We start from the raw sequence: 22,427 nt of genomic DNA, 5'->3' as shown, positions 1-22,427 counted from the left end.
GCTGTCAGTCAAGCGTCTGGCGGTAGCGCTTCAACGCCACCACCGTGACCACCGTCAGGAACAGCGCCAGCGCCAGCACCTCCGCCGCGATCTCGGCGAACCCGTTTCCTTTCAGCAGGATGCCGCGGACGATGCGCAGAAAGTGGGTCAGCGGCAGTATCTCGCCCACCGCCTGCGCCCAGCCCGGCATGCCGCGGAAGGGAAACATGAATCCCGACAGCAGCATCGACGGCAGGAAGAAGAAGAAGGACATCTGCATCGCCTGCAGCTGGTTGCGCGCCAGCGTCGAAAAAGTGAAGCCGACGGCCAGATTGGCGGCGATGAACAGGATCAGCACGGCGGACAGCAGTCCCAGGCTGCCGACGATCGGCACGTCGAACAGCAGCCGCGCCGCCACCACGATCAGCAGCACCTGGACATAGCCGACGACGACGAAGGGCACGATCTTGCCCAGCATCACCTCGAACGGCCGCACCGGCATGGCCAGCAGGTTCTCCATGGTCCCGCGCTCTCGCTCGCGGGTGACGGCCAGCGCCGTCATCATCACCATGGTCATGGTCAGCACCACGCCCATCAGCCCCGGCACGACATTGTATTGGGTGATGCCCTCCGGGTTGTAGCGGCGGTGAACGCGCAGTTCCACCGGGTCCGGCCCGGCACGCAGGCCCGCCAGCGGCCCGGTCAGGTCGGGGTTCAGCGCCTGCCGGGCGATGGTGGACAGCGCCGACAGGGCGTTGCTGGTAGCCGCCGGGTCGGTTGCGTCGGCCTCCACCAGCAGGACCGGGCGGGCGCCGCGCTGGAGATCGCGGGCGAAGCCGGTGGGGATGGTGACGGCGAACTGCACCTCCCCCTCCGCCAGCAGCCGGTCGATCTCGGCCTCGGACCCCGCGGTTCGGGTGATGGCGAAGTAACGGGAATTCTCCATCGCCGCGACCAGCGTGCGGGCGAAGGGGCTGGAATCGGCGACCAGCAACGCGGTCGGCAGGGCCTTGGGGTCGGAGTTGATGGCGAAGCCGAACAGGATCAGCTGCAGGATCGGCACCCCCACCATCATGGCGAAGGTCAGCCGGTCGCGCCGCATCTGGATGAATTCCTTCACCATCACCGCCATCAGGCGGCCCGCCGATATCCGCGCCATCGCACTGCCTCACAGGGCTGGGGATGGGGAGAAGGGTAGCGCGGATCGATGGAAGCGTCGACGCCCCCTAGTGTTTCCCCTAGGCCACCCCGTCCGCGCGGTCGAACTGCAGCGCCGCCAGCCTCGCATAGAGGCCGCCCTGCGCCACCAGTTCGCCATGGGTGCCGGTCTCCACCACGCGGCCCTGGTCCATCACCACGATGCGGTCGGCGTTCAGCACCGTCGCCAGCCGGTGGGCGACGATCAGCGTCGTGCGGCCATGCATCAGCCGGTCGAGCGCGTCCTGAACCATCCGCTCGCTCTCGGCGTCGAGCGCGCTGGTCGCCTCGTCCAGCAGCAGCACCGGCGGGTCGCGCAGGATGGCGCGGGCGATGGCGAGGCGCTGACGCTGGCCGCCCGACAGCCGCACGCCCTTCTCACCCAGGAAGGTGTCGAACCCCTCCGGCAGCGCATCGAGGAAGTCCAGGGCGTGGGCGGCCTCGGCGGCTGCGCGCACCTCGGTATCCGATGCGTCGGGCCGGCCGTAGCGGATGTTCTCCCAGGCGTTGGCCGAGAAGACCACCGGGTCCTGCGCCACCAGTCCCAGACGGCGGCGCACCTCCACCGGATCGGCATCGCGCAGTTCGACCCCATCGAGCCGCACCGAACCGGCCTGCGGGTCGTAATAGCGCAGCAGAAGCTGGAACACCGTCGACTTGCCGGCGCCCGACGGGCCGACCAGCGCCACCCGCTCGCCCGGCTTCACGGCCAGCGAGAAGCCCTCCAGCGCCGCCCAATCGGGCCGCGAGGGGTAATGGAAGCGGACGGCATCGAAGGTCAGCGCACCCGCCGCCGGAATCGGCAGCGGCTTCGGCACGGCGGGGGCGCGGATTTCCGACTCGACGGACAGCAGGCTGAACAGCCGCTCGGTCGCGCCGGCGGCGCGCTGCAGGTCGCCGATCACCTCGCTGATGGCGCCGACCGATCCGGCGACCACCACGGAATAGATGACGAAGGCCGACAATTCGCCCGGCGTGATCCGCCCGGCCACCACGTCATGGCCGCCGATCCACAGAATGATGCCGACGGCGCCGAACACCAGCACGATGACGATCACCGTCATCACCGCCCGCACCCGCACGCGGCGGATGGCGACGTCGAATGCCTCCTCCACCCGCTTGCCGAACAGGGTGCGGTCGATGGCCTCGTGGGTGAAGGCCTGGACCGTGCGGATGGCGGCGAGCGTCTCCTCCACGAAGGATCCGATGTCGGCGATGCGGTCCTGGCTGTCGCGCGACAGCTTGCGCACCCGCCGGCCGAAGAAGATGATCGGCGCCACCACCAGCGGAACCACCAGCGCCACCAGCCCGGTCAGCTTCGGCGAGGTGATCAGCAGCATGCCGGTGCCGCCCAGGAACAGCAGCGTGTTGCGCAGCGCGATGGAAGCCGACGAGCCGACCACCACCTGCAACAGCGTGGTGTCGGTGGTCAGGCGCGACAGGATCTCGCCGGTCTTGGTCGTCTCGAAGAATCCCGGCGACAGGGTCAGCACATGGTCGTAGACGGCGCGCCGGATGTCGGCGACCACCCGCTCGCCGATCCAGCTGACCAGATAGAAGCGGCCATAGGTGGAGGCCGCCATCAGCGCGATCACCCCCAGCAGCACCAGCAGCGCCCGGTCGAGCAGCGAGGTGTCGCCGCCGGCGAAGCCCTGGTCGATCAGCACCCGCATCCCCTGCCCCAGCCCCAGCACGGTGCCGGCGGCCACGGTCAGCGCCATCATGGCGCCCAGGATCCGCCATTTGTAAGGAAGCAGGAACGGCACCAGACGGCGTAGCGGTCCAAGGTCGCGGCGGCGGGTATCCGCCTCGCCACGGGCGGAGGCGGCGATCATGTCGGGGGAGGGTTGGCGAGCCACGCGGTTCCCGCTTGTCTGTTGGGGTTATTGATGCGGATCGCTGGCATATAGCGCGGTAAAGGGACGCCAACAAGGCGACGGACAGGCGAAACCGCCCGGAAAAGAGCCGTGGAGCGCGTCGCGACCATCCCGAATGAGGCGAGATTCCGGGGTTGCGCCGGGGAGGGGGTTTTGGTATAGACGCCGCTCGCTTTGCAGGAACCCCGGCCATGAAGACTGACATCCATCCCGACTATCACGAGATCACCGTGGTCATGACCGACGGCAGCTCGTTCACGACCCGCTCCACCATGGGCAAGCCGGGCGACACGCTGCGCCTCGACATCGACCCGAAGTCGCACCCGGCCTGGACCGGTGTGCAGAAGCTGCTGGACACCGGCGGGCAGATCGCCAAGTTCAACAAGCGCTTCGCGAACTTCGGCCTCAAGAAGTAAGCGTTACCGCACTTCTATCCTGCCGATGCGAAAAGGGCGTCCGACCGGTTCGGACGCCCTTTTCGTTTGCGCATGATCCGCAGGAAACCGCTACCCCACCGCCGCCGCGGCCTCGCGCTCCACATCGGCGCGGACCATGGCGTCGAGCCGGTGGACGCGCATATACAGGCTGTGGCTGCGCTCCAGCAGGCTGCGCAGGCCGGACGGCAGTTCCTCGTTGTCGGGGCCGCTGGGATCGGAACAGATCTCGCCGCCGGACAGCGCGAAATCCTCGCTCGCCGCCTGCTCCTTCGACATCTCGCCGGCATGCACGGCCTTCTGCGCCAGAAGCCAGGCCATCACCTGGGTCAGGCGGCTGGTCACCCGCATGGATTCGTACGAGATCTGAAGACGCACCTGCGGCGGCAGCTTCCGGTGTTCGGCCGCATCATGATAGGCGATGTAATTCCGCGCCTCGATCAAGAGGGCCATCGTCTCGTCATAGGGACCGTTGAAGAAGAAGGTGTGCGAAGTCATGGTCGTCGGCCCCCTCCTGCGGACTTACGGCCCTAGCGTGAGCCTTGCCGCAACTGATTAACAATTGGTGACCGGGCGGCACCCGGCAACCCCAGGCGGGGATTGACCGGTCATTGTGGATCCGCCCTCTTGAACAGGCAAAAGCGTCGATTATCTCTCGCTCGTCCGGCGGATGCCCATACGGGGTCCGCCATCAAACCGGCCCTTGGGCCAGCCCTCGGAGGACCGACCAATGCCGTGGTCCTCGACGGCCGTATCGCTCTTTCGGAGGATATGTCATGCGTAGCTACGACCTTTCGCCGCTGTTCCGTTCCACCGTCGGTTTCGACCGCCTGTCGCGTCTGCTGGAGACCGCGACCACCGGTGACGAGTCTGCATCCTATCCGCCTTACAACATCGAAAAGCTGAGCGAGGATTCGTATCGGATCACCATGGCCGTCGCCGGCTTTGGGAACGACGACCTCAGCATCATCGCTCACCAGAACTCGTTGACCGTCACGGGTAAAGCTAAGAAGGACGAGCCGACCGGCCAATTCCTCTACCGGGGTATCGCCGGGCGCGCGTTCGAGCGCCGCTTTCAGCTGGCCGATTTCATCAAGGTGACCAGCGCGTCTCTTCAGAATGGCCTTCTGCACATCGAGCTGGCGCGCGAGGTACCCGAAGCGATGAAGCCGCGGAGCATTCCGATCGTCACCGCCACCGGCAGCGGCGCGGTGGAGGTCGAGACTCCCGCCCTGACCCAGCAGGCGGCCTGACACGCCTGACACGATCCGTCCGCGCATGACGCGGACATGAGAACGGCGCCCCGGACCATCCGGGGCGCCGTTTCCTTTGCCGATCAGTCGATGTTCGCGGCGTCTATTGCCCCAGCTTCGCGGTATCCAGCACGATCATCGCCACGCCGATCTTCTGCTGTCCCGCCGGGTCCAGCAGCGGAACGCTGGCTTCGGTCAGCATGGCGCCGCTTTTGTCGTCCTTCTCCGGATCGGTCATGTAGAGATCGGCGTTGCCGGTGAAGACCTTCTGCCATTTGGGCTCGTCGCCCTGCCAGAAGTCGGAGGTTCCGGCGGTCTGGCCGACATTCAGGCCGTGGTCGTCCATCAGCAGGATTTCGACGATCCGGCCGTTGCTTCCCGCCACGACCTGCTTCAGCTGTTTGGACACCGCATTCGACGAGACCGCATCGAAGGCCGGGTTGGCGCCGCCGGCCTTCGCCGCCGCCTTCCACTGGTCGTCCATCTCGTCGATCTTGGACTGGGCGATGCCGGCATGCTTGGCATTCTGCGACTTCACCGCCCCGACCACCGCCGGATCGGTCAGCCAGGTCTGGGCCTGAGGACTGACCGCCTTGCGCACGGACCCTTCCAATGCCGGGTCCGCGGCCGACGCCATGGAAATCGTGCCCGCGCACAGCAGGGAAATCGCACAGCCGGCAATCCAGAATCGAGCCTGCGTCATGTGGTGTCCTCCCAGTCGTTTGGCCCATGGATGGGCGGGGCGATGGTCGGACCAGCGATGCCGTCGCCACAGCGTCGGCTCTTGTTTTTCCGCAAAACGGAAGATCCGTAATGCTGATAAAATGCCTTTTATCGACCGGCCGGACGGAACCGCATCACCGCCGCGGAAAACTGTCCGGGGGCGCCAGCACCCACTCCGCGTAACCGGCCCGCATCAGTTCGTAGGCGGCGACCAGCCCGGCCGCGCCGGCATAGGCGGTGACCAACACCTGCTCCGGCGACACCTGCGCCCCGAATCCGATCAGCAAAGCCCCCAGGAATGGTCCGCCAAGCAGAAATGCCGCCAGCCACAGCGGTTCGGCCGACAGCCAGGCGCCGAGCACCGCGCGGGTCCGTTGCGACAGGCGCAGCAGCCCCCCGGCCTTGGCGTCGAGCGCTTCGAGGCTGCCGGCACGCAGCTCCGCCAAACGCCGCCCGTCGGCATCGATGAAGACGACCTCCACCTTCATGCCATGACGGCGGACCGAGGCCCGCACCGAGTCGCCAAGCCGCGTTTCCAGCAGGATCGCGTTGCCGCCCAGTGCCGGCAACGCATCGCGCACCTCCTCCGGCGGCTCGCCCCACTCGCGCAAGGCCTCCAGGATGACCCGGGGATCGTCACAGGGAATCGCATCCATATGGATCACCCGCCCCCGCGGCGCCGTCACCTTCAGGATCAGCACCTGCTCCGCCGGATCATGAGTGCCTTCGACGCGCAGGCCGCCCTCGACGACGTAGGAGAATCGCAGGCATCCATCACGGCGGCTGAGCGTGTTCATGGCGGCACCCCTCCGGTCGCACCCCTGGCGGATCGCACCAAAGGGATCTTGAGCGTTGGTTATCTGGGCGTTGGCGTCGACATGACCAACAAACCAGCTGGGGGAACGGCCAACGCGACGGCGCGGCGAAAAAGGGGAAACCCGACCGGCCGATGCGGCATCCGGCCATGAAAAAAGCGCCTAGCCGGTCCGGCTGGCGCTTTCCGCTATCTTCTCTCTCTCAGAAGAGAGAGAATGGCGGATGGGGGGAGATTCGAACTCCCGATACCCGTGAGGGTATGCCGCATTTCGAGTGCGGTGCATTCAACCGCTCTGCCACCCATCCGCTGCCCCGTCTGGCGGGGTGGGCGGAACCTATATAAACGCCTTCGGGCGTGCAAGCCTTTTTTGCAGAAAAATGCGAAGGCCTTTGCCCGCAACCCTGTTGACTCTCGGCCCCTCCTGAGTATAGATCGTCGCTCCCATGAACGGGCTTGCGCATCGAACGGTGGGCGAGAAGCCCGCCGTTTGTTTTGACATAGGCAGTGACGACAATGTTTGCAGTGATCCGCACCGGCGGCAAGCAGTACAAGGTCGCCAATGGCGACGTGATCCGTGTTGAGAAGCTCGAGGCCGATGCTGGCGCCTCCATCACGCTCGATGACGTGCTGATGGTCGGCGACGCAGGCAACACCACCATCGGCACCCCGACCGTGGCCGGCGCCTCGGTCGTCGCCGAGGTCGTCGCCCAGGACCGCGGCCCGAAGATCATCGTCTTCAAGAAGAAGCGCCGCCAGAACTACCGCCGCAAGAACGGCCACCGCCAGGACCTGACCGTCCTGCGCATCACCGGCATCAACGGCGCGGCCTGATCCGGGTTCTCCGGTCGGGCTTCCAGGCGCATCTTCAGTTTAGGAGCAACACCCCATGGCACACAAAAAGGCAGGCGGCTCGTCCCGCAACGGCCGTGACTCCGCCGGTCGCCGTCTCGGCGTGAAGCGTTTCGGTGGCGAGAACGTCGTCTCCGGCAACATCATCGTCCGTCAGCGTGGCACGAAGTTCCACCCGGGCGAGAACGTCGGCATCGGCCGCGACCATACCCTGTTCGCGATGGCCAATGGCCAGGTTTACTTCAAGCACAGCTCGAACGGCCGTACCTTCGTGAACGTCGTTCCGGCCAACGACCAGGAAGTTCCGGCCGTCGCTGCCGAGTAACCTCTAAGGTCGTTGCGCGGCCTGTGTCGCAGGCCTGCACGCTTGTGGGATAAAATCGGGGGACCGGGCGACCGGCTCCCCGATTTTCGTTTTCAGTCCGGTGCCGTCCCGCCGCCGGTTTCCCTTCCGTTTACGGGCAGGTTCCCCGATGAAGTTTCTCGATCAGGCCAAGGTGTTCTTGAAGAGCGGTGACGGCGGCCCCGGTGCCGTCGCGTTCCGGCGCGAGAAGTTCATCGAGTTCGGCGGCCCGGACGGCGGCGACGGCGGTCGGGGCGGGGACGTGATCATCGAGGCGGCGGACGGCCTGAACACGCTGATCGACTACCGTTACAAGCAGCACTTCAAGGCGCAGCGCGGCCATCACGGCATGGGCAGCAACCGCAACGGCGCGCGCGGCGAGGATGTCGTCCTGCGCGTGCCGGTCGGAACCCAGATCCTCGACGAGAATCAGGAAACCGTGCTGTGCGACCTGACCGAGGCCGGTCAACGCCGCGTCTTCCTGCGCGGCGGCGACGGCGGGCACGGCAACGCGCACTTCAAGACGCCGACCAACCGGGCGCCGCGCAAGTTCCATCCCGGCTGGCCGGGGCAGGAGCAATGGGTGTGGCTGCGGCTGAAGCTGATCGCCGACGCCGGCCTGCTGGGCCTGCCCAACGCCGGCAAGTCGACCTTCCTGGCCGCCACCACGGCGGCCAAGCCGAAGATCGCCGATTACCCCTTCACCACGCTGGCCCCCAACCTGGGCGTCGTCCGCGCCGGTGACGAAGAATTCGTCATCGCCGACATCCCCGGCCTGATCGAGGGCGCGCACGAGGGCCATGGGCTGGGCGACCGTTTCCTCGGCCATGTCGAACGCTCGCGCATCCTGCTGCACCTGATCGACGGCACGGCCGACGACGTCGTCGCCTCCTACCGCACGATCCGGAACGAGCTGGAGGCCTATGGCGGCAACCTCGCCGACAAGCCGGAGGTCATCGGGCTGAACAAGGCCGACGCCCTGCTGGACGAGGAGATCGAGGAGAAGAAGGCGGCATTGGAGGAGGCATCGGGCGCCGAGGTCATGGTGCTGTCCGGCGCCACCGGCCAGGGCGTGAAGCAGGTGCTGTACCGGCTGCTGACGGTCATCAAGGAGTCCAAGTCGGAAGAACCCGAGGTCATCCACGCCCCCGCGACCCGTTCCATCCCGCGCCCGCCGGTCGGCCAGAAGCTGCCCGACGACAGCGGGATGCAGTGGGACGATGAAACCGGCGAATGGGTCGGCGGCGAGGACGAGGACTTCGAGGAGGAGGATCTCGAAGAGGGCGAACTCGAAGAGGGTGAGGAGCTGGACGGCGAAGAGCTGGACGGCGACTCGGACGAAGTCCTTGACGGAGAGGAGCCGGAGGGCGAAGAGGACGGCTCGGACGACGATACGGACGGAACCTCCCGCCATGGCGCTTGACGCCCCTACCCTTCTCGAATCCCGCCGGCTGGTCGTGAAGATCGGCTCGGCCCTTCTGGTCGATGGGGAAACCCGGCAAATCCGCCGGGCTTGGCTCGACGCGCTGGCCGACGACGTCGCCGCCTGCCGCAAGCGCGGGCAGGAGGTGGTGATCGTCACCTCCGGCGCCGTCGCCTGCGGGCGCGAGCATCTCGGCCTCGTCGGCCGGGCGCTGAAGCTGGAGGAAAAGCAGGCCGCCGCCGCCACCGGCCAGATTCGCCTCGCCCACGCCTATCAGGAAACGCTGGCCCGCCACGACGTCACCGTCGCCCAGGTCCTGGTGACGCTGGAAGACACGGAGGAGCGGCGGCGCCACCTGAACGCCCGCAACACCATCGACACGCTGCTGAAGCTGGGCGCCGTGCCCGTCATCAACGAGAACGACACGGTCGCCACCGCGGAAATCCGCTTCGGCGACAACGACCGGCTGGCCGCCCGCGTGGCGCAGATGGTCAGCGCCGACACGCTGGTTCTGCTGTCGGACATCGACGGCCTCTACACCGCCGACCCGCGCAAGGACCCGGACGCCCGCCATATCCCCACCGTGCGCGAGTTGACGCCGGAGATCGAGGGCATGGCCGGCGAGCCGCCCCCCGGCTACAGCAGCGGCGGCATGGTGACCAAGATCGCCGCGGCTCGAGTCGCCCTGTCGGCCGGCTGCCGCATGGTCATCGCCAAGGGCAAGCGCATGAACCCGCTGGCGGCGCTGGAACAGCGGCCGGAGGATGGCGGCGCGCTCTGCACCTGGTTCCTGCCCTCCGCCGAGCCGACCAGCGCCCGCAAGGCCTGGATCGCCGGCCATGTGAACGCCACCGGCGTGCTGGTGGTCGATGACGGCGCCATGCGCGCCCTGTCACACGGCGCCAGCCTGCTGCCGGCCGGCGTCATCGCCGTTCAGGGCGATTTCGACCGCGGCGACGTGGTGATCGTCCGCACCCAGGAGGGGCGCGAGGTCGCCCGCGGCCTCGTCGCCTACAGCGCCGACGACGCCCGCCGGATCCTGCGCCACAAGAGCACCGAGATCCCGGAGATCCTGGGCTATCAGGGGCGCGACGAGATGATCCACCGCGACGATCTGGTGGTGCGGTGACCGTGATGTCGCGCACCCCGATCCGTGCCGTCCTGTGGGACATCGACGGCACGCTGATGGACAGCGAACCCTGGCACCAGCAGATCACCGTCGAGGTCTGCCGCGGCTATGGCCATGAGCTGAGCGACGAGGATTGCCGGTCGATGCATGGGGTGGCGTTCCGCGAGATCTATGCGGCACTTCACGCCCGCCGCCCCTTCCCCATCGACCTGCACGCCTGGGCCGACGAGATCAACGCGCAGTATGTCGCCAGCGTCCATCAGGTCCGCCCGCGCGAGGGTGCTTTCGCCCTGGTGGAGGCCTTTGCCGCCCGCGGTCTGGCGCAGGCCTGCGTGTCGAACGGCGGGCGCATGATCGTCGACGCCAACATGCGCGCGATGTCGATCCCGCATTTCCGCTTCAGCATCGCCCGCGAGGACGTCGCCAACGGCAAGCCCCATCCGGAGCCCTACCTGCTGGCCGCGAAGATGCTGGGCCTGCCCCCGGAAGCCTGCGCGGTGATCGAGGACAGCCCCACCGGCGCCCGCAGCGCCAAGGCCGCCGGCATGCTGACCATCGCCTGGCCCCAGCACCCCGCCGTGGTCTTCGACACCGTCGACCATCTGGTGGAGGATCCGGGGGCGCTGGATTGGGATGCGCTTTGCGGGTGAGGGGTTTTCGCCGGATTCCCCCTCAATCCAACGTCCACTTTGCCATCTGCGGAAACGGCGCCAGACCGTTGTCGCCCATACAGGCGAACATTCCCGCATAGCCGGTGAAGCCGGCCTGCGCCAGATTGATCAGGCCGAAATGGGTCCCCTGCTCGATCCAAGCATGCATCGGGTGGGTGCCCTGATAGTCGTGGTATTGGTAGGATCCGGGGAAAAACAGGCATTCCTGCGGCAGGCCCAGATACTGGACCACGGCATAGGACCAGGCCTGCGACATGAACTCGCCCTGGCGGGCGGCACGGGTCAGGATCGGATCGGGGGTGCCGTCGCGCGCGGTCTGGTCGGCGAGGATGGCGTCGATGTCCGTCTGCACGTCGCGGTTCAGCAACGGCCAGTACCGGCGCGGCATGACCATGATGTGGCCGGCCTCGTGCAGCAGGTCGCCCGGTCCCTTCAGGGTCTCCGGATCGACATGGAGCGCGCCGGCATGGATGTTCACGCCGGGCAGGAAGCCGTCGCGCCCGCCCTCGCCATATTCCACCTGCATGCCGATCCCGCGCAGGAAGGCGACGATGGGTTCCAGCGCTTCGGGGTGATACATCCGCCCTCTCCACCAATTCGAAATTCGGTCGAGATATTCGCGCAACGGACGCAATCAGGCAAGCCGCACACGGAAAGTCGCCCGACGCGCGTTGTCGCATCGGGCGGTTCCGTCGCAATCTCGATTTCTGGGGCCTCTATTTCTGGGGCCGCTATTTCTGGATGTTGACCACCGCCGACGCCGGGGCCAGCGCGATGCCGCGGTCGGCCAACGAGGTCAGCCACAGATTGAGACGCTCGATCGTCGTTGGATAGGGAGAGGCGAAACCGACGGCGGCGCCGTTGGTCTTGGCCAGCTCCTCCAACTCGCGCAGCTGGTCATCGATGGCGCCGCGCGACAGGTCGCGATCGATGACGCGGTCGCCCAGCGCCCGCGGCACGCCGGCCAGATTGGCGAGCGGCCCGGCCACGCTCTTCGGATTGACCCGCGAATCGACCAGCAGCAGACCGCGCGCCTTCAGCACGTCGATCACCGGCTGCATCGCCGCCGGGTTGGCGGTGAATTTGCTGCCGGTGGTGCTGGTGATGCCGACATAGCCGACCGCCTTGCCCAGCGACCATTCCAGCCGTTCGACATTGCGGTCGGGTCCGAGCATGGTCAGCAGCGCATTCGGACCGGGATCGTCACGCGGGTAGTTCAGCGGCTCCATCGGCACCGACAGCATCACCTCGTGACCCTTGGAGCGGGCCCGCTCGACCCAATCGTCCAGCCGCTCGGCATAGGGCAGGAAGGCCAGGGTGATGCCGGGCGGCAGCTTCGCCAGCGCGTTGCCGGTGGTGACGCCGCTGAGCCCAAGATCGGACATGACGATGGCGATGCGCGGCCGCTTGTCCGTCGCCGGGAAGGGCCGGGCATAGACCTGCCAGGGCTTGCGGCCATCCTGGGCGATGCGCGGCAAGGGACCGTTGCGGCTGTCCTCCACCAGCCCCGGCACTGGCGCCGGGGTCAGCGTCACCGCCGCCGCCGGAACGCCCGGCAGGGGCAGCGGAGCGGCGTCGGTGGGCAAAGGTGCCGCCGGTGCGGCGGCCTTGGGTTCCGGCACCGGTGGCGGCGGCAGCGGAGAGACCGCGACCGTCGCCGCCGGAATCGATGCTTGCCAGGCCTCCCGCGTCGCCTCGCCGTTCAAGGCCAGCCAGCCGGCCAGCCCCCCACCGGCGACCGCCACCAGGGCGACGGCAGCCAGCAAAGGCTTGGACAGCGGTTTGCGCGGCCGTCCCGCCGAATCGCCTCCATTGCGGCGGAAGCGGCGCAGCCAGCCGAGTCCGGGGCGCAGACCCCGGACATCGAACCGCAGACGACCCAGCAGGGCGGGAGCCTTCACCGTCAGTTGCTCCGGTCAGCGCGCCGCGGCGCGCTGCTGGAACAGGGCGACGCCACGCAGCAGATCCAGCGCGCGGGCGAGCTGGAAGTCGAAGGGCGGCTCGGCCCCTTCCGCCGCCGCCCCCTCGGTCGGAGCGGCACCCGGTGCAGGAGCAGCCCCCGGAGCAGCGCCGGCGCCCGGACCCGGAGCGGGCGCCCCCGGATTGGGAGCAGCCGGCGTGCCGGGAGCGGCCGGGTTGGTGGTGGCCGGACGCGGCGCCTTGTTGGAGGCGTCGGGGTTGACCAGCGCGCCCTTCAGGTCGGCCTCGCGGCGGCGGATGACGTTCTTGTCCAGATCCTCCACCTTGGCGACATGCACCTCGATGTCCGGGGTGATGCCCAGCTGCTGGATCGAACGGCCCGACGGCGTGTAGTAGCGCGCCGTGGTCAGACGCATGGCGCCATGGCCGGGCAGCGGGATGATGGTCTGCACCGATCCCTTGCCGAAGCTCTGCGTGCCCATGATGATCGCGCGCTTGTGGTCCTGCAGGGCGCCGGCGACGATTTCCGAGGCCGAGGCCGAACCGCCGTTGACCAGCACCACCATCGGCAGGCCCTTGATCAAATCGCCCGGCTTGGCGTTGAAGCGGGTGCCCTCCTCCGCCCGGCGGCCGCGGGTCGACACGATCTCGCCCTTTTCCAGGAAGGTATCGGACACCGACACCGCCTGATCGAGCAGACCGCCCGGATTGTTGCGCAGGTCGAGCACGAAGCCCTTCAGCTTGTCGCCCAACTGCTGCTGGATGGACGAGATCGCCTTCTCCAGCCCGCTCTGCGTCTGCTCGTTGAAGCTGGTGATGCGGATATAGCCGATGTCGCCTTCCGTGCGGAAGCGGACCGACTGCACCTTGATGACGGCGCGGGTCAGCGACACGGTGAAGGGTTCCCCCGCCTCGCCGCGGCGGACGGTGACCTTCAGTTCGCTGCCCACCGGCCCGCGCATCTTCTCCACCGCCTCGTTCAGGCTGAGGCCCATCACCGCCTCGCCGTTCAGCTGGACGATTAGGTCGCCCGGCTGCAGGCCGGCGCGGAAGGCCGGGGTGTCGTCGATGGGCGAAACGACCTTCACCAGACCGTTCTCCATCGTCACCTCGATGCCCAGCCCGCCGAACTCGCCGCGGGTCTGGACCTGCATGTCCTGGAAGCTCTTCTTGTTCAGATAGCTGGAATGCGGGTCGAGCGAAGTCAGCATCCCGTTGATCGCCGATTCGATCAGCTGTTCATCGGTCACCGGCTCGACATATTCGGCGCGGACACGCTCGAAGACGTCGCCGAACAGGTTCAGCTGCCGGTAGGTGTCCGACGAATTGCTGGACTGCGCGGTGACGGTGGCGACGCCGGCGCCCAGAAACACCAGAGCAGCCGCCGTGGCGGCGCGCTTGATCATCCTCATCTACCCTTGTCCTTTCCCCTCCGGGGCGCCGAACCCGCGTTGCGGGTTGATCGGCTGGCCGTTTCGTCGCAGCTCGAAATAGAGATCCGGATTGCCGTCCGACGGCATGACCGCCAGCGGTTCCCCGCTGGCCACCTTACGCCCGACGGCCGTGTCGATCCGGCCCAAACCCGCAATCAAACTATGATATCCGTTGCCGTGTTCCACGATCAAGATAAGGCCATAGCCCTTGAACGGGCCGGCGAACACGATCGTGCCGCCGCGCGGCGCCACCACGGCCGCGCCGGGACGGGTCTGCACCGTCACGCCGCGGCTGGTGGCGCCGAAGCGGTCGGCCTCGCCGAAGCGGGTGGTCAGCTTGCCGGCGGCGGGCAGCACCATGCCGGCGACCGCCGGCGGGCCGTCGGGAGCGCGGGCGGCCAGCTCCCGCTCGCGCGCTGCTTCCCTGGCAGCTGCGTCCTTCGCCCGCTTTTCCTCGGCGGCCTTCTCTTCCGCCACCTTCTGCTCCGCGGCGCGCAGTTCGGCCAGCTTGCGTTCGGCCGCCTTGCGCTCCGCTTCCTTCTGCGCGGCAAGGCGGCGTTCGGCCTCGCGCTTTTCCGCCTCCCGGCGGGCGGCTTCCTTGCGTTCCGCCTCGCGCCGTTCGGCTTCGCGGCGGGCGGCGGCCTCGATCGCGGCGCGGCGTTCGGCCTCGACCCGCTCCATCAGCTGGCGCAGGTCGGTGGCCTGACCGGACAGGTCCGCCATGCGCTGGCCGACCTGGACGCGCTCCTCCTCCGTCTGGCGCGACAGCTCCTCGCGCCGGGCGATCAGGCGGTTCATCTCGTCCTGCTTTTCCGACAGCGCCACCCGCGCCGCCAGCGCCTTCGCCCGCTGGTCCACCAGCTTGCCGCGGGTGTCGGCCAGTGCGGTCAGCGCCCGGGCCAAGGCATCGGCCCGCGCCTTCAGCGCCGGCACCGCATCGCGCAGCAGCAGGGCGGAGCGCAGCGTGTCGACCGGGCTTTCCGGCCGGGCCAGCGCCGCTTCCGGCGGGATGCGCGCCAGCCGCTGCAGGGCGGCCAGCAGGGTGGCGATCTGCTGCCGTTCGGCGTCGAGACCGGCGGAACGTTCGCGCTCCTCCGCCTCCAGCGCGGCGAGCGAGTCCTCCAGCTGATCGAGTGCCTGTTCCTGCCCGCGCGCCTGATCGGCCAATGAGATCAGCCGGCCGCGCAGGTCGTCGAGTTCGGTCTGAAGCGCCTGGGACTGGCGTTCCAGCTGTTGCTGGCGCTGCTTGCCGGTCTGAAGCTGCTGCTCGACGCGCTTCAGCGTGTCCTTGGGCGCTTCCGATTGCGCATTCGCCGGCTGGGCGAGAATCAGGCCGGCGATGACGACGAAGCCTTTAACCAACCCCTCCCCCATCCCGGATACCCTCTCCCCCCCGGGGAGAGGGTTGGGTGAGGGGGATGCGGTGCGGGATGTAAATCTAAAAGCCGAGCTACGCCTAAATCCACTCGCAACTCCACGCCACGCGTCCCCCTCACCCCGACCCTCTCCCCGGGGAGGAGAGGGGGAATACGGCATGAAAGAACCACGCGGCGCCATCCGTTACTCCGCCGCCGCGCGGGCGGCGGTGCGGACCAGCAGGTTGCGGCCGGTCATCTCGGCCGGCTTCGGCAAGCCCAGCAGGTCGAGCAGCGTCGGCGCGATGTCGGCCAGACGCCCGCTTTCGATGCGCGCACCGGCCGGGCCGTTGATCAGGATCAGCGGCACCTTGTCCAGCGTGTGGGCGGTGTGCGGGCCGCCGGTCTCCGGATCCTTCATAAGCTCGCAGTTGCCGTGATCGGCGGTGACCAGCATGGTACCGCCGGCGCGGCGCACCGCCGCCTCCACCTGACCCAGGCTGCCGTCGACCGCCTGCACCGCCTTGATGGCGGCGTCGAGCATGCCGCTATGGCCGACCATGTCGGGGTTGGCGAAGTTGACGACGATCAGGTCGTACTTGCCCGAATCGATGGCGCCGACCAGCTTGCCGGTCACCTCGGCGGCGGACATCTCCGGCTGCAGGTCGTAGGTGGCGACCTTCGGCGACGGCACCAGGATGCGGTCCTCGCCCTCATAGACCCGCTCCTCGCCGCCGTTGAAGAAGAAGGTGACGTGCGGGTACTTCTCCGTCTCGGCGATGCGCAGCTGCTTCATTCCGGCCTCGGAAACCACCTCGCCCAGCACCTTGGTGAGAGATTTCGGCGGAAAGATGGTTGTCATCAGCTTGGCCAGCGCCGACGAATATTCGACCATGCCGACGGCGGCGGCCAGCTTCGGCGCGCCATCCACCGGGAAGCCGTCGAAAGCCGGATCGACATAGGCGGCCAGAATCTCGCGGGCGCGGTCGGCGCGGAAATTCGCCATCAGGATGGCGTCGCCGTCCTTCATGCCGGCATAGTCGCCAATCACCGTCGGCAGGATGAACTCGTCATGCTTGTCGGCGGCATAGCTCTGCTCGATCGCCTGGATCGGGTCGGCGGCGCGCTCGCCCTCCGCCCTGGTCATCGCGGCATAGGCCTTGGCGACGCGGTCCCAGCGCTTGTCGCGGTCCATGGCGTAGTAGCGGCCGATGACGGTCGCCACCTCGACGCCCGGCAGCTCGAAGACGTCGGCCATGAACTCGGCCACCTGATCCTTGGCGCTCTGCGGCGGCACGTCGCGGCCGTCGGTGAAGGCATGGACCGCCACCGGCACGCCCTCGCGCGACAGCACGCCGGCCAGCGCCGCGATGTGGTCCTGGTGCGAATGGACGCCGCCCGGCGACAGCAGACCCATCAGATGGACGCGCCCGCCGGTCTTGTGCATCGCCTTGACCAGATCGTTCAGCGCGGCGTTGCGCTCAAGCTCGCCCTCGACGATGGCGTGGTCGATCATCACGAGGTCCTGCATGACGACCCGTCCGGCGCCGAGATTCATGTGCCCGACCTCGGAGTTGCCCATCTGGCCCTTGGGCAGGCCGACCTCCTCCTCGCTGGCGTCGAGGAAGGCCATCGGCTCGGCCGACCACAGGCGGTCCCAGTTCGGGGTGTCGCCCAGCGCAATCGCGTTGTCGGACCGCTCCTCGCGATAGCCCCAGCCGTCCAGAATGCAGAGGACGACAGGGCGGGGTCGGTTGGTCTCGGTCATCGCGCTTACCTTTCTCGAAAGGTTGTGGTCTCGGAGTTTTGTGTTTGGCTTTTTAGGCTCTGGGCTCCGGCGCTTTTCCGCGCGCCGGATGCGACGCTGGGAATCAGGATCTGTGATAGGGGTGACCGGCAAGAATTTGTTGGGCGCGATAGAGTTGCTCCGCAAGCATGCCGCGCACCAGCATGTGGGGCCAGGTCATCGGCCCGAAGGCGAGCAGGAAGTCGGCCCGCGCCCGCACCGCGTCGCCATGGCCGTCGGCACCGCCGATCAGGAAGGCGAGGTCGCCGGCGCCGCGGTCGCGCCAGTCACCGATCTTGGCGGCGAAGGTTTCGCTGGGCAGCGCCTTGCCGCGTTCGTCGAGCGCCACCACGATGGCGCCGGCCGGCACGGCGGCGAGCAGCAGCTCCGCCTCCTGCCGTTTCAATTCTTCGGAGGAGAGGCGCTTCTTCACCTCGACCTCCTTCAGGGTGAAGGGCCACCCGAGCCGTCCGACATACTCGTCGAACAGGTCACGAGTGGGTCCACCCCGCGACCGCCCGACGGCGGCGAGCCACAGACGCATGATGCGGCCCTCCGCCCTCGTTCCGCTCTCGTTTCCGCCCTTGGCCCGTCAGGCGCTCAGCCGCGCCGTGCCCGACGGCGTCGGCAGTTCCAGACCCCACATCTTCTCGATGTTGTAGAAGGTCCGGACTTCCGGCTTGAACAGGTGGACGATCACGTCGCCGGCATCGACCAGCACCCAGTCGCACTGGGCCATGCCTTCCATCTCGACGCCGCGGACGCCGGCCTGCTTCAGCTTTTCGGCCAGCTTCATCGCCATGGCGGCGATGTGCCGCGTGTTGCGGCCCGACGCCACGATCATGTAATCGGCGAAGGTGGTTTTCCCGGCGAGATCGATGACGGTGACGTCATCCGCCTGATCGGCGTCGAGCGACGCCTGAATGAGCGCCTTCAGGTCCTGCGGTTCCAGGATCTGGGGAACGGCGGCTGGCCGCGGAGCGGTCGCGGCCGTTTCGGTGTGCGTGGTGATGGCTCCAACCTCTTGCAACGGTTTCACGACCCGGCGGCCCGTGCCTGCCGGATCGCCGTCGCCGAGGCCGGGTGCAAGGGGTTGCGTAAGAACGCCCAGGCCGGCCGCCTGCGGCGTGCCAGCCCTTTGACCCCCGACACCGACACCCGTCGACGGGTGTAGCGTTGGGCGGCCTTGCCGCTCAACGCACCAAGAGAATAGGTTGGACGGGCGAAAACCGCAACGGCCACCGAGTCGAAGATTCGATTCCAATGCTTCCAGCGCGGAATTTGTCGCAAATTGTCCGCCCCCATCAACCAAACGAAGCGTGTTCGGGGAAAGCGGCGCTGAAGCTTGACCAGCGTGTCGGCGGTGAAGCGGGTGCCGAGCGCGGTCTCGATCGCCGTCACCTCGATCCGCGGATGGGCGGCGACCGCCCGCGCCTCCGCCATCCGGTCGGACAGCGAAGCCATGCCGGACGCCGACTTCAGCGGGTTCTGCGGGCTGACCATCCACCAGACGCGGTCGAGCCCCAACGCCTTCAGCGCGAACACGCTGATGTGCCGGTGCCCGGCATGGGCCGGATTGAACGACCCGCCGAGAATGCCGACGGCGAGGCCGGCATAGAGCGGGCCGGAATAGAGGTGGGGGGCCTTATCCTTACGGTCGCGTCTGGCCATCGCCGCGCACGACATACTTGTAGCTGGTCAGCTGCTCGGCGCCCACCGGGCCGCGGGCGTGGAACTTGTCGGTGGAAATGCCGATCTCCGCCCCCATGCCGAACTCGCCGCCGTCGGCGAACTGGGTCGAGGCGTTCCACAGCACGATGCCGCTGTCCACCCGCGACAGGAACCGCTCCGCCGCCGCCGGATCCTCGGTCAGGATCGATTCGGTGTGGTGGGAGCTGTGGGCGTTGATGTGGTCGATTGCCGCATCCACCCCGTCCACCACGCCGCAGGCGATGATGGCGTCGAGATACTCGGTGTCCCAATCCTCCGGCGCCACCGCCGTCACCCGCGGGTCGACGGCCTGGGCCGCCGCGTCGCCGCGCACGGCGCAGCCGGCATCCAGCAGGTCCTTCACCAGCACCGGCAGCGCCTTGTCGGCGATGGCGCGGTCGACCAGCAGCGTCTCGGCGGCGCCGCAGATGGAGGTGCGGCGCATCTTGGCGTTCAGCACCACCTTGCGCGCCTTCTCCAGATCGGCGCCGGCATCGACATAGACATGGCAGTTGCCGTCGAGATGCTTGATGACCGGCACCCGGCTCTCGTCGGCGATGCGCTGGATCAGCGACTTGCCGCCTCGCGGGATGATGACGTCGATGTGGTCGCGCATCGTCAGCATGTGGCCGACGGCGGCGCGGTCGGTGGTCGGCACCAGCTGGATCGCCGCCTCCGGCAGCCCCGCTTCGCGCAGTCCCTGCACCAGGCAGTCGGCGATGGCGCGGGACGAGCGGATGCTCTCCGACCCGCCGCGCAGGATGGCGGCGTTGCCCGACTTCAGGCAGATGCCGCCGGCATCTGCCGTCACGTTGGGCCGGCTTTCATAGATGATGCCGACGACGCCCAGCGGCACGCGGACACGCTGGATGCGCAGGCCGTTGGGCCGCGTCCATTCCGCCAGCACGCCGCCGATGGGATCGGGGAAGTCGGCGATGTCCTCCAGCCCCTTGGCCATCGCCTCGATGCGCGTGTCGTCCAGCATCAGCCGTTCGCGCATCGGGCCGGACAGGTCGCGGGCGTTCGCCATGTCCTCGGCATTCGCGGCCTTGATCTCGGACGCGCGGGCGCGGATGGCCGCCGCCGCCGCCCTCAGCGCCCGGTCCTTCGACGGTCCTGGCACGGTCGCCAGCGCGGCCGCGGCGGCGCGGGCGGCGCGGCCGAGGGCGATCATCTGGTCGTGCAGGGCGTCGGTGGTGTCGAGCAGGGCGGACATGGAGGTCTCCAGACACTCTATCCGTTGAAGGGACGACGACCTTAACGAATTGTTCGGGGTTGCGAAAGCCGCGCGGTTGTGGGACTTCGGCGTTGCGGTATGGGCGGGCGTGTGCAAAACGCAACGCGCCGTTCCATGGCCGGGCTGGGTTTCGGGTAAGGTGACATGCTGACGCTCCTGCTGATCGTCTCCGCCTTTTTCGCGGGCGTGCTGAACGCCGTGGCCGGGGGCGGCAGCTTCCTGACCTTTCCGGCGCTGATCATGGCCGGGGTGCCGCCGCTGAACGCCAACGCCACCAGCACCGTCGCGGTGTCGCCCGGCGCGCTGGCCAGCGCCTTCGGCTATCGGCGGGAACTGGGCCGCATCCGCGACATCCACCTGCCCTCCTTCCTCGGCATCAGCCTGGTGGGCGGGCTGCTGGGCGCCCTGCTGCTGCTGTGGACGCCGCAAAAGACCTTCGAGATCATCGTTCCCTGGCTTCTGCTGTTCGCGACGCTGCTGTTCGCCATCGGCCCGACCGCGTCGGCCTGGATCCGCCGCAACGTCACCATCGGCCACGGCACGGTGCTGGCGGTGCAGTTCCTGATCGCCGTCTATGGCGGCTATTTCGGCGGCGGCATCGGCATCCTGATCCTGGCAACGCTCGGCGTCTTCGGCCTGACCGACCTGCACGCCATGAACGGGCTGAAGTCGCTGGTCTCCGGCTGCCTGAATGCCGTCGCCGTGGCGGCCTTCGTCGCCGGCGGAGCGGTCTATTGGCCGGAGGCGCTGGTCATGCTGGTCGCCGCCATGGCCGGCGGCTATGCCGGCGCGTCGGTCGCCCGCCACATCCCGCCGCCGGTCCTGCGCAAGATGGTGATCCTGGTTGGGGCGGGCATGACCGTCTATTTCTTCATCACCAAGACCTGACCCCAACGGAGTTCTCCCGGCATGACCGCCTCCATCGACCGTGACGCCCTGCCCTACCGCCCCTGCGTCGGCATCATGCTGCTGAACGACCGCGGCGAGGTGTTCGTCGCCCGGCGCTGCGGGTCGGAGGCCGACTGGCAGATGCCCCAGGGCGGCGTCGACGACGGCGAGGACGCCCGCAGCGCCGCCTTCCGCGAGTTGGAGGAGGAGATCGGCACCGCCAAGGCGGAGTTCATCGCCATGACCGCCGCCCCTCACCGTTACGACCTTCCCGACGACCTGCTGGGCAAGGTGTGGAAGGGCCGCTGGCGCGGGCAGGAGCAGATGTGGATGCTGGCCCGCTTCACGGGAACCGAGACCGACATCCGGCTCGACACCGATCATCCGGAATTCGACGCCTGGAAATGGATCGATGCCGAGGAATTGCCGGACCTGATCGTCGCCTTCAAACGGCCGGTCTACGAATCGGTGCTGGCGGAATTCCGTCCACTGATCGCGCGGGCAAAGGGCTGATCCGCATACCCCTGCACCGGTTCCGTCAGCATGTCCCAATTTTGACTGCGGTTATCCCCAACTTCCCCCCGACGCCCGGTCCGTCCACCACTTCCGCTTAACGAATCCTTGAGACGCCTTCTGGCAACGTCGCTCCTGCAACCGGAGTGCGCAGGAGCGGGCCGGCATTGGACGGAGGGGTGGCGTGTCGCTGATCAAGTGGACGGAGGAGGATGACGGGCGCATTCGCCTGGGCCTGCCGAGCGACCTCGATTTGCCCATGGCGCAACCTCTGCTCGACAGCCTGCGCGCCGCCTTCAAGGCGTCGGCGGACGTCGGCGTCCAGGCGGACGCGGTGGAACGCATCAGCGTCGCCTGCGTCCAGGCGCTGGTCGTCGCCGCCCGCGATGCGGCGGAACAGGGAAATTCCTTCGCCATTCTGCGCCCGTCGGAGGTCCTCGCCGATGCCTGCGAGGATCTGGGGCTGGCCGGCTGGCTGAAGCAGTGGAGGCGTGCGTGAAGAAGAAAGTGATGACGGTGGATGACTCGCGGACCATGCGCGACATGGTGTCCTTCACCCTGCGCGGTGCCGGCTATGAGGTGGTGGAGGCCGCCGACGGCCAGCAGGCGATGAGCGCCATCGCCACCACCAAGGTCGATCTGGTCATCACCGACCTGAACATGCCGGTGATGGATGGGCTGACCCTGATCCGCAGGCTGCGCGCCATTCCGGCCCACCGCACCCTGCCGATCCTGATGCTGACCACCGAAGCGGACGAAAGCAAGAAGGCCGAGGGCCGCGCCGCCGGCGCCACCGGCTGGATCGTGAAGCCCTTCAACCCCGACAAGCTGGTGTCGGTGGTGCAGAAGGTCTGCGGCTGACCGCGAGCCGTCAGCGAAGGAAGGGGTAC

25 protein-coding genes and 1 tRNA gene are annotated in these 22,427 nt (G+C 67.9%); 11 read left to right on the top strand and 15 right to left on the bottom strand.

Going from position 1 to position 22,427, the window contains the following annotated elements; all coding sequences use genetic code 11:
• Nucleotides 1–4 precede the first annotated feature (4 nt).
• On the bottom strand, nt 5–1,138 hold the full coding sequence (locus FZ938_RS08030) for an ABC transporter permease (RefSeq protein WP_149198046.1): 1,134 nt from the start codon (nt 1,136–1,138) through the stop codon (nt 5–7).
• Nucleotides 1,139–1,217: 79 nt separating this feature from the next.
• Nucleotides 1,218–3,011, bottom strand: a complete 1,794-nt coding sequence (locus FZ938_RS08025) for an ABC transporter transmembrane domain-containing protein (protein WP_174757370.1) — start codon at nt 3,009–3,011, stop codon at nt 1,218–1,220.
• A gap of 233 nt (nt 3,012–3,244) precedes the next feature.
• On the opposite strand from FZ938_RS08025, the gene rpmE reads away from it, so the two are divergent.
• On the top strand, nt 3,245–3,469 hold the full coding sequence (gene rpmE / locus FZ938_RS08020; protein ID WP_012974887.1) for a 50S ribosomal protein L31: 225 nt from the start codon (nt 3,245–3,247) through the stop codon (nt 3,467–3,469).
• A gap of 90 nt (nt 3,470–3,559) precedes the next feature.
• On the opposite strand, the gene FZ938_RS08015 is transcribed toward rpmE, so the two are convergent.
• Nucleotides 3,560–3,985: a DUF1465 family protein gene (locus FZ938_RS08015; protein WP_149198044.1), complete on the bottom strand. Its 426-nt coding sequence runs from the start codon at nt 3,983–3,985 to the stop codon at nt 3,560–3,562.
• Nucleotides 3,986–4,263: 278 nt separating this feature from the next.
• Between FZ938_RS08015 and FZ938_RS08010 the strand changes: the two genes are divergently transcribed.
• Nucleotides 4,264–4,740, top strand: coding sequence for an Hsp20 family protein (locus FZ938_RS08010; RefSeq protein WP_149198043.1), 477 nt, complete (start codon nt 4,264–4,266; stop codon nt 4,738–4,740).
• A 103-nt stretch (nt 4,741–4,843) separates the two neighbouring features.
• Here FZ938_RS08010 and FZ938_RS08005 read toward each other — a convergent pair whose 3' ends face one another.
• The 3 genes from FZ938_RS08005 to FZ938_RS07995 all read right to left on the bottom strand — a co-directional run bounded on the left by FZ938_RS08005 (nt 4,844) and on the right by FZ938_RS07995 (nt 6,585).
• The gene (locus FZ938_RS08005; protein WP_149198042.1) at nt 4,844–5,443 is read right to left on the bottom strand and encodes a PDC sensor domain-containing protein; all 600 of its coding nucleotides are present in this window, start codon (nt 5,441–5,443) and stop codon (nt 4,844–4,846) included.
• 154 nt (nt 5,444–5,597) lie between these two features.
• Nucleotides 5,598–6,260, bottom strand: a complete 663-nt coding sequence (locus FZ938_RS08000) for a hypothetical protein (protein ID WP_149198041.1) — start codon at nt 6,258–6,260, stop codon at nt 5,598–5,600.
• Nucleotides 6,261–6,495: 235 nt separating this feature from the next.
• A tRNA-Ser gene (locus tag FZ938_RS07995) sits at nt 6,496–6,585 on the bottom strand.
• Between the two features lie 208 nt (nt 6,586–6,793).
• Between FZ938_RS07995 and rplU the strand changes: the two genes are divergently transcribed.
• The 5 genes from rplU (at nt 6,794) to FZ938_RS07970 (ending at nt 10,674) form a co-directional block, all read left to right on the top strand.
• Nucleotides 6,794–7,111, top strand: coding sequence for a 50S ribosomal protein L21 (gene rplU, locus FZ938_RS07990; protein WP_012974890.1), 318 nt, complete (start codon nt 6,794–6,796; stop codon nt 7,109–7,111).
• Between the two features lie 55 nt (nt 7,112–7,166).
• Nucleotides 7,167–7,454: a 50S ribosomal protein L27 gene (gene rpmA, locus FZ938_RS07985; protein ID WP_063635180.1), complete on the top strand. Its 288-nt coding sequence runs from the start codon at nt 7,167–7,169 to the stop codon at nt 7,452–7,454.
• Between the two features lie 148 nt (nt 7,455–7,602).
• Nucleotides 7,603–8,895, top strand: a complete 1,293-nt coding sequence (gene obgE / locus FZ938_RS07980) for a GTPase ObgE (RefSeq protein ID WP_149198040.1) — start codon at nt 7,603–7,605, stop codon at nt 8,893–8,895.
• The gene (gene proB, locus FZ938_RS07975; protein ID WP_149198039.1) at nt 8,885–10,024 is read left to right on the top strand and encodes a glutamate 5-kinase; all 1,140 of its coding nucleotides are present in this window, start codon (nt 8,885–8,887) and stop codon (nt 10,022–10,024) included. The genes obgE and proB overlap by 11 nt, the downstream gene beginning before the upstream one ends.
• Nucleotides 10,025–10,029: 5 nt before the next feature.
• Nucleotides 10,030–10,674, top strand: coding sequence for an HAD family hydrolase (locus FZ938_RS07970; protein WP_149198038.1), 645 nt, complete (start codon nt 10,030–10,032; stop codon nt 10,672–10,674).
• A gap of 22 nt (nt 10,675–10,696) precedes the next feature.
• Here FZ938_RS07970 and FZ938_RS07965 read toward each other — a convergent pair whose 3' ends face one another.
• The 9 genes from FZ938_RS07965 to FZ938_RS07925 all read right to left on the bottom strand — a co-directional run bounded on the left by FZ938_RS07965 (nt 10,697) and on the right by FZ938_RS07925 (nt 20,115).
• A complete protein-coding gene (locus FZ938_RS07965) occupies nt 10,697–11,275 on the bottom strand; it encodes a hypothetical protein (RefSeq protein ID WP_149198037.1) in 579 nt (192 codons plus the stop codon).
• A gap of 151 nt (nt 11,276–11,426) precedes the next feature.
• A complete protein-coding gene (locus tag FZ938_RS07960; protein WP_149198036.1) occupies nt 11,427–12,596 on the bottom strand; it encodes a divergent polysaccharide deacetylase family protein in 1,170 nt (389 codons plus the stop codon).
• 15 nt (nt 12,597–12,611) lie between these two features.
• Entirely contained in the window at nt 12,612–14,027 is a 1,416-nt protein-coding gene (locus tag FZ938_RS07955; RefSeq protein ID WP_149198035.1) for a S41 family peptidase, read from the bottom strand.
• Complete coding sequence (locus FZ938_RS07950; RefSeq protein WP_149198034.1) at nt 14,028–15,422, bottom strand: murein hydrolase activator EnvC family protein; 1,395 nt, start codon at nt 15,420–15,422, stop codon at nt 14,028–14,030.
• Nucleotides 15,423–15,608: 186 nt separating this feature from the next.
• Complete coding sequence (gene gpmI, locus FZ938_RS07945) at nt 15,609–17,171, bottom strand: 2,3-bisphosphoglycerate-independent phosphoglycerate mutase (protein ID WP_149198033.1); 1,563 nt, start codon at nt 17,169–17,171, stop codon at nt 15,609–15,611.
• Between the two features lie 103 nt (nt 17,172–17,274).
• Nucleotides 17,275–17,733, bottom strand: a complete 459-nt coding sequence (gene rlmH / locus FZ938_RS07940; protein WP_149198032.1) for a 23S rRNA (pseudouridine(1915)-N(3))-methyltransferase RlmH — start codon at nt 17,731–17,733, stop codon at nt 17,275–17,277.
• A gap of 48 nt (nt 17,734–17,781) precedes the next feature.
• Nucleotides 17,782–18,228, bottom strand: coding sequence for a ribosome silencing factor (rsfS, locus tag FZ938_RS07935; RefSeq protein ID WP_014248611.1), 447 nt, complete (start codon nt 18,226–18,228; stop codon nt 17,782–17,784).
• The gene (locus FZ938_RS07930; protein ID WP_149198031.1) at nt 18,225–18,860 is read right to left on the bottom strand and encodes a nicotinate-nucleotide adenylyltransferase; all 636 of its coding nucleotides are present in this window, start codon (nt 18,858–18,860) and stop codon (nt 18,225–18,227) included. The genes rsfS and FZ938_RS07930 overlap by 4 nt, the downstream gene beginning before the upstream one ends.
• On the bottom strand, nt 18,841–20,115 hold the full coding sequence (locus tag FZ938_RS07925; RefSeq protein WP_149198030.1) for a glutamate-5-semialdehyde dehydrogenase: 1,275 nt from the start codon (nt 20,113–20,115) through the stop codon (nt 18,841–18,843). The genes FZ938_RS07930 and FZ938_RS07925 overlap by 20 nt, the downstream gene beginning before the upstream one ends.
• A gap of 165 nt (nt 20,116–20,280) precedes the next feature.
• Here FZ938_RS07925 and FZ938_RS07920 point away from each other — a divergent pair, with 165 nt between their 5' ends.
• The 4 genes from FZ938_RS07920 (at nt 20,281) to FZ938_RS07905 (ending at nt 22,398) form a co-directional block, all read left to right on the top strand.
• Complete coding sequence (locus tag FZ938_RS07920) at nt 20,281–21,024, top strand: sulfite exporter TauE/SafE family protein (protein WP_149198029.1); 744 nt, start codon at nt 20,281–20,283, stop codon at nt 21,022–21,024.
• A 21-nt stretch (nt 21,025–21,045) separates the two neighbouring features.
• Nucleotides 21,046–21,537 carry an RNA pyrophosphohydrolase gene (locus tag FZ938_RS07915; RefSeq protein ID WP_149198028.1) on the top strand — a complete coding sequence of 164 codons (492 nt, stop codon included), beginning with the start codon at nt 21,046–21,048 and terminating at the stop codon, nt 21,535–21,537.
• Nucleotides 21,538–21,721: 184 nt separating this feature from the next.
• Nucleotides 21,722–22,036 carry an STAS domain-containing protein gene (locus FZ938_RS07910; protein ID WP_149198027.1) on the top strand — a complete coding sequence of 105 codons (315 nt, stop codon included), beginning with the start codon at nt 21,722–21,724 and terminating at the stop codon, nt 22,034–22,036.
• Nucleotides 22,033–22,398: a response regulator gene (locus FZ938_RS07905; RefSeq protein ID WP_174757226.1), complete on the top strand. Its 366-nt coding sequence runs from the start codon at nt 22,033–22,035 to the stop codon at nt 22,396–22,398. The genes FZ938_RS07910 and FZ938_RS07905 overlap by 4 nt, the downstream gene beginning before the upstream one ends.
• The last annotated feature ends 29 nt before the right edge of the window (nt 22,399–22,427 follow it).

Source organism: Azospirillum oryzae (genome assembly GCF_008364795.1).
Lineage (GTDB): Bacteria > Pseudomonadota > Alphaproteobacteria > Azospirillales > Azospirillaceae > Azospirillum > Azospirillum oryzae.
Note: the sequence above shows the minus strand (reverse complement) of the source record. Positions and strands in the feature narration are given on the sequence as shown.

Bases quoted from the DNA above. Each gene is read 5' to 3' on its own strand.
- FZ938_RS08030 (WP_149198046.1), bottom strand. From the start codon at position 1,138: ATGGCGCGGATATCGGCGGGCCGCCTGATGGCGGTGATGGTGAAGGAA.
- FZ938_RS08025 (WP_174757370.1), bottom strand. From the start codon at position 3,011: ATGATCGCCGCCTCCGCCCGTGGCGAGGCGGATACCCGCCGCCGCGAC.
- rpmE (WP_012974887.1), top strand. From the start codon at position 3,245: ATGAAGACTGACATCCATCCCGACTATCACGAGATCACCGTGGTCATG.
- FZ938_RS08015 (WP_149198044.1), bottom strand. From the start codon at position 3,985: ATGACTTCGCACACCTTCTTCTTCAACGGTCCCTATGACGAGACGATG.
- FZ938_RS08010 (WP_149198043.1), top strand. From the start codon at position 4,264: ATGCGTAGCTACGACCTTTCGCCGCTGTTCCGTTCCACCGTCGGTTTC.
- FZ938_RS08005 (WP_149198042.1), bottom strand. From the start codon at position 5,443: ATGACGCAGGCTCGATTCTGGATTGCCGGCTGTGCGATTTCCCTGCTG.
- FZ938_RS08000 (WP_149198041.1), bottom strand. From the start codon at position 6,260: ATGAACACGCTCAGCCGCCGTGATGGATGCCTGCGATTCTCCTACGTC.
- rplU (WP_012974890.1), top strand. From the start codon at position 6,794: ATGTTTGCAGTGATCCGCACCGGCGGCAAGCAGTACAAGGTCGCCAAT.
- rpmA (WP_063635180.1), top strand. From the start codon at position 7,167: ATGGCACACAAAAAGGCAGGCGGCTCGTCCCGCAACGGCCGTGACTCC.
- obgE (WP_149198040.1), top strand. From the start codon at position 7,603: ATGAAGTTTCTCGATCAGGCCAAGGTGTTCTTGAAGAGCGGTGACGGC.
- proB (WP_149198039.1), top strand. From the start codon at position 8,885: ATGGCGCTTGACGCCCCTACCCTTCTCGAATCCCGCCGGCTGGTCGTG.
- FZ938_RS07970 (WP_149198038.1), top strand. From the start codon at position 10,030: ATGTCGCGCACCCCGATCCGTGCCGTCCTGTGGGACATCGACGGCACG.
- FZ938_RS07965 (WP_149198037.1), bottom strand. From the start codon at position 11,275: ATGTATCACCCCGAAGCGCTGGAACCCATCGTCGCCTTCCTGCGCGGG.
- FZ938_RS07955 (WP_149198035.1), bottom strand. From the start codon at position 14,027: ATGAGGATGATCAAGCGCGCCGCCACGGCGGCTGCTCTGGTGTTTCTG.
- FZ938_RS07950 (WP_149198034.1), bottom strand. From the start codon at position 15,422: ATGGGGGAGGGGTTGGTTAAAGGCTTCGTCGTCATCGCCGGCCTGATT.
- gpmI (WP_149198033.1), bottom strand. From the start codon at position 17,171: ATGACCGAGACCAACCGACCCCGCCCTGTCGTCCTCTGCATTCTGGAC.
- rlmH (WP_149198032.1), bottom strand. From the start codon at position 17,733: ATGCGTCTGTGGCTCGCCGCCGTCGGGCGGTCGCGGGGTGGACCCACT.
- FZ938_RS07930 (WP_149198031.1), bottom strand. From the start codon at position 18,860: ATGGCCAGACGCGACCGTAAGGATAAGGCCCCCCACCTCTATTCCGGC.
- FZ938_RS07925 (WP_149198030.1), bottom strand. From the start codon at position 20,115: ATGTCCGCCCTGCTCGACACCACCGACGCCCTGCACGACCAGATGATC.
- FZ938_RS07920 (WP_149198029.1), top strand. From the start codon at position 20,281: ATGCTGACGCTCCTGCTGATCGTCTCCGCCTTTTTCGCGGGCGTGCTG.
- FZ938_RS07915 (WP_149198028.1), top strand. From the start codon at position 21,046: ATGACCGCCTCCATCGACCGTGACGCCCTGCCCTACCGCCCCTGCGTC.